Origin of the sequence: Streptococcus mitis (genome assembly GCF_009496205.1) — a bacterium.
Taxonomy (GTDB): domain Bacteria; phylum Bacillota; class Bacilli; order Lactobacillales; family Streptococcaceae; genus Streptococcus; species Streptococcus mitis_BN.
In genome coordinates this window covers 1-5,373 of record NZ_WIJO01000081.1, presented here as the reverse complement: position 1 = coordinate 5,373, position 5,373 = coordinate 1, and the positions used below count along the sequence as shown (strand labels likewise).

At 29.2% G+C, this 5,373-nt stretch carries 5 protein-coding genes; all 5 read left to right on the top strand.

Going from position 1 to position 5,373, the window contains the following annotated elements:
* Positions 1-92, top strand: a 92-nt coding sequence (locus GEZ85_RS09640) for an IS3 family transposase (RefSeq protein ID WP_138008867.1), incomplete at its 5' end; no start/stop codon positions are given.
* Between the two features lie 430 nt (positions 93-522).
* Complete coding sequence (locus GEZ85_RS09635; RefSeq protein ID WP_153210137.1) at positions 523-912, top strand: hypothetical protein; 390 nt, start codon at positions 523-525, stop codon at positions 910-912.
* Complete coding sequence (locus GEZ85_RS09630; protein WP_153210136.1) at positions 913-2,082, top strand: DNA cytosine methyltransferase; 1,170 nt, start codon at positions 913-915, stop codon at positions 2,080-2,082. It abuts the gene before it with no gap.
* Positions 2,075-3,325 (top strand): hypothetical protein, encoded by a 1,251-nt coding sequence (locus tag GEZ85_RS09625; RefSeq protein WP_153210135.1) that lies wholly within the window; start codon positions 2,075-2,077, stop codon positions 3,323-3,325. The genes GEZ85_RS09630 and GEZ85_RS09625 overlap by 8 nt, the downstream gene beginning before the upstream one ends.
* 170 nt (positions 3,326-3,495) lie before the next feature.
* Positions 3,496-5,217 carry an ATP-dependent nuclease gene (locus GEZ85_RS09620; protein WP_153210134.1) on the top strand — a complete coding sequence of 574 codons (1,722 nt, stop codon included), beginning with the start codon at positions 3,496-3,498 and terminating at the stop codon, positions 5,215-5,217.
* Positions 5,218-5,373: the final 156 nt, after the last annotated feature.

Sequence of the window (5,373 nt, the reverse complement as noted above, 5' to 3'; positions counted from 1 at the left end):
TAGACTATATTGATTACTACAACAATAAACGAATTAAGGTAAAACTAAAAGGACTTAGCCCTGTACAATACAGAACTAAATCCTTCGGATAAATTAATTGTCTAACTTTTTGGGGTCAGTACATTTTGCAGCGTTTTTATATATCTTCTTAAAATATTTGTACACACAAATGACAGTCAAATTGATTTTTTGGATTATTTTATCAAGAAGGAAAAATTTTTCATAATATGACTTTGCGAGCTCAGAGTCTGTATACACACACTCCCAAAATCATCCCAAAATTTGTATACACAAAGTGTATGTACTTTTTGGGATGATTTGAATTTTGGGGAATCCCCAACCCCATTTTTTAAGAGTTGGAGAGTTATATAAGTCTTATTTATAGTTTAATTTACAATGAGAATATGCACAAAGATTTTTTGTTACAAGTAACAACGTATAGACATTGTTTATTAATCGTAATTTATTGAGAATAGTGATAGAATGATACTGTACTAAATTATTTTAAGAATAGGTAATTGTATGAAAGAAGAGTTTGTAACGAAAAAAATTATTCAAGATCTTGTTAGCAACGGATTTGAAATTAAAGCATTTGATTATCCTCAGTCAGGAACTGGTGTGTTATTGTCACCTGAACATAGGAATTTTCCAAAATTAAACTTAGATATAATTGCGCTGCGGGATAAAGATTTATGGATTTTTGAAAATAAGGATAGATACTATCCAAAAGATTTTGAAAAATTAGATTTTTTGAAGAAGAATTTGAATGAGTATGAAAAATCTTTTAAAATTAAATTGGATTTGAATTTGAACGTCCTAGAATTAAAGACATTTATTGGAATACCAAAAGAAGAAAAGATAAAAATTAAAGATAACTATAAAAAATTAGTAGATGATGTATGGGGGGTATAAATGATTTCCAAAGAAAAAGTTAAAAGTTTTACTGAAAAGAGTAGTTATTACTGGGATAAAGATCCTAAATTAAATAAAAAAAGTAATAGAGAAGCACAAGAGAAATATACTTTAGTTGATATTTGTTGTGGTGCAGGAGGCTTATCAAAAGGGTTGACTGATACAGGGATGATTACACCTATTTTAGGTGTTGATATTTTTACTGAAGCTTTAAAAACATACGAGTTAAATAATCCCTATACCTCCACTATCTTAGGTGATGTAAGAAAAATTACGAATGAGTTATACGGTGAAGCAATAGATAATCTTAACGTTGATATAGTTGCTGCAGGAGTTCCTTGCCAAGGATTTTCGTTAGCTAATTTAAAAAGGAATGTAGAGGATGAGAGAAATTTCCTATTTCTAGAAGTTATCAGATTTATAAATTTGTATAATCCCAAAGTTGTAATAATTGAGAATGTATCAGGAATGAGATCGTTAGGAAATGGAGAATTTGAAATTGCTATAGCTGAAGCACTAGCTTCTTCGGGTAATTTAGGATACAAGGTAAAAAGAGAATTACTTAATGCAGCTGATTATGGTGTTCCACAAATTAGAAAAAGATTAATTTTTGTTGGAATAAGGAATGATATAGAGAATGAATTTCAATTTCCAGAACCTTTGTTTGGAACATTAGAAAATCCTCATAGAACTATTCGTGATGCCATAAGTGACTTGCCTAAATTAGGGAATGATGAGGAGATTACATGTTATGAGAAACCAGCTCAAAATAAATATCAAAGACAAATGAGAGCTAATGTGGCTAATAATTCTCTGAAAAATCATAAGTCCCCTAAACATCCTGAGAGTACAATTGATAGAATAAAGAGAACAATACCTGGTAAACCTATGTATGAAAAGTATAAACAAAGAATTAGATTGTCTTGGGATATCCAAAGTCCAACACAATTAGCCGGTGGAATTAGACCACAGTTTCAATTTGGTCACCCCGATCAAAATAGGGGGTTATCGGTAAGAGAAAGAGCCAGAATTCAAAGCTTCCCAGATGACTTTGTTTTTGTGGGAGGAGTTGTTCAAGGAAGAGTTCAAACTGGTAATGCTGTACCACCATTGTTAGCTTATAATATTGCTAAGGGAATAATAAAAATTTTAGGAGAAAAAAATGGATAAATTTGTTTTATGGGGAAGTACAGACGGTTTTTCTAAATTTATATATAATAATACTTTACTTAGACATGAGAATGTATCTTTTAAGGATTTACCAGAAAGTGATGCGAGCAAACCAAAATCTTTTCATAAGCTACCAACACATATAAAAAATATTCAATATCTTGATTCTCCAGATTTAATTATTGATTTGAACGGGGAACCGATTTTATCGATAGAAATATCTAGGGAAGCTGGTACAGGACATAATGTTTTTCAACGATTTGCAAGGCTTGCTGCAGCAGTTGAGAATAGAGTGCCTACCATTTATATATACCCAGAGGCTGCATTAGTTTATAGAAAGAAGCATTCATCTTCAAATTGGGATGAAATTAATCCTCTAATATTCTTTGCGTTAGAAAAATTATCTAATATTTTTCCAGAGGCACCAGCTTTGTTATATTACTATCCTAGTTATTATAGTACTAATCCGACTTCACCCGATATAAATAATGCTAATAAAGGATTAAGAACAAATTCAGATGTTCCTGTTATTGATAATGAGATGGATGAAATGTTTCAATGTGTAAATGAGATTATTCAATTTTTTCAAAATAAGAAGAAGGGAACTTTAATTTCTCAAAATCATGTAAGTAATAGAAAACTATTCATGCAAAAGGAGTATCATAATAAAATACATACTAGGAAATCTTTAAGAACTCCTTTATCTCCGATATCATCTACTATAACGGTTCCATCTAGTGCTGTAATTGACTATATATCCAGAGTTAAAGAAGGAGTTCCAATACAGTCAGAAGGGATGTACTTTGATAATACTATTTGGTCTGAACGGACAGAAACAATAATATATAAAGTTAATGCTCAATTTAGAGGGGATCCTTACCCGGGATGTTTAGCAGCATTAGATTATATGCTAACAAGGACAGGAAAAACATATGAAGATAGAAAAGCAAATCTTGTTTTAGCTTGGGGCGAAGTTATATATAATGAAGTTACTCAGAGACTAGATATTCTTCCTTCAAAAGGACAAACAATTAAAACTCTATTTGAAAAGGTGAAGAACAATGATTTAAAGCAAGATATTTTGACAAAGCAGTACGATGAAATTCCGTTTGAACAATTACCAAGGTATTTTATGCAGCTTAGATTTGGCTCTACGTATAGTAAACCTAAGGAAATTAGAGTTTATAGTTATTTTTCTGATGCGTTGCTATTTCCTGATGGGGCATTATGGAGAGAGGGCTAGATAGTATTTTTATGATAAAGGATACAGTTAATAGTAAGAAACTATTAAAATTATATAGTTGAGTTTATAGTATTAGTTTACTGACTAATGTTTAGAAAGTGGTTATATTTAAAGTTTACACAATAATCAATGTATTTTAGTTTTAAATTTAATTATAGAACGAGGTATTAATGAATCGTATTAAATCATTAAAAATAAAAAATTTTAAGCACATTGGAAATTCTTATGTTGGCTTTGATAGAATAAAAAATTTAAATATATTGGTAGGACAAAATAATATAGGTAAATCAACGTTGTTACAGTCAATAGAAATATTGATGTCAGGAGATGCTATATTTGAAGGAATCACAGAAGAGACTAGAATTAATTTTGGATTTTCCCTAGATGAAGATAGTATAAGAAGTCATTTCCATGAAAATTCTTATGGGGGGTCAATAGATGGTAACCATTGGAAATTTGGAAAGAATTACATTGGGAAATCTATATCATATGAGTTCCAACCTCGCAGGATGCTAGGTAAAGAACAAATAGCATTATTTTCTATTTCAGATATAATGCCAGAGGAATTAAATAGAAATAAGAGGATAGAAAAATTCATAGATTTAGCAGATAGATTTTTGTCTTATAATTTTAGAAGATTAAAAGTAGTTAAATTATCTGCTGACAGAAATTTATTGCCTGAAATACAAAGTAGAAATATAGATGTTTTGGAAGATGGGACGGGAGCAACCAATTTACTGAGACAATATTTGAATGTTCTTAATTTACCAAATGATGTTGTTGAAAATGATATCTTAAATGCTTTAAATCGCATTATGAAGCCCGAGAATCATTTTAAGAGAATTATGTGCCAAGAAATTGGAACTAATGACTATGATGATCCTAAATGGGAAATTTTATTGGTGAATGAAAATGGTAAAATTCCAATTTCTAGTTCTGGTAGTGGTTTAAAGACGGTTTTGTTGGTTTTGATAAAACTATTTTTAGAGACTAGGGGAATTTCAGGTTACAATCTTGAACAATCGGTAAGTGACTTTATATTTATTTTCGAAGAGTTAGAGAACAATTTACACCCAGCAATTCAGAGGAATTTATTTGATTTTCTTTATCAATGGTCAATAGAGAATGATACTTTAATATTTTTAACTACTCATTCTACTGTACCGATAAATATGTTTAGTGGGAAGGCTAATGTAACTCTTACTCATATAAAAAAAGAGAATCAGACTGTAGTGACTAATTCTGCACTTTCATTTATCGAAAATAGTGATATTTTAGTGAATTTAGGTGTTAGAGCAAGTGATATATTACAATCTAATGCTGTTATCTGGGTAGAAGGTCCATCTGATAGATCCTATATAAATCGATGGATTGAATTATACTCAAATGGAGTTCTAAGAGAGAATATACATTATCAAATTTTATTCTATGGGGGAAGACTACTTTCTCATTTAACTGGAAAAGTTAATGATTCGTCTGAATTAATTCAGTTATTTAGGGCTAATATCAATGCAATTATTGTAATAGATAGTGATAAAACAGATTCAAAAAAACAAATAAATAGGACTAAACAAAGAATAAAACGTGAGTTTGATAACAATCAGGCTATAGTTTGGATAACAAAAGGTAAAGAAATTGAAAACTATTTGTCTAGAAAGATATTCAAAAAGAAATATAAGATAGATAAGCAAATAGGACAATATGAAAAAATTGATGAATTCTTGAATAATAACAGTAAAAATAAAAAGCAAGGTAATTATTATGTTAGAAATAAGGTATCTGAGTCAATTGAAATTGCTAAGTTAATAGAAAAAGAAGATTTACTAGTTCTAGATTTGGAAAAACAAATTTATAATGTAATTAATAAAATAAAGTTATGGAATGGTTTATAGAAGATAGAGAGTGAATAATAAATTTTTTAATAAAATTAAAAATGGAAATAAAGTCAATACTACAAGATATGATTGAAATAAAGGAAATGAATGAATTTTTTGAAAAAAACAAAATAAATTAGAATTTAATTATAGTCATGAAGGAGAATATTATAA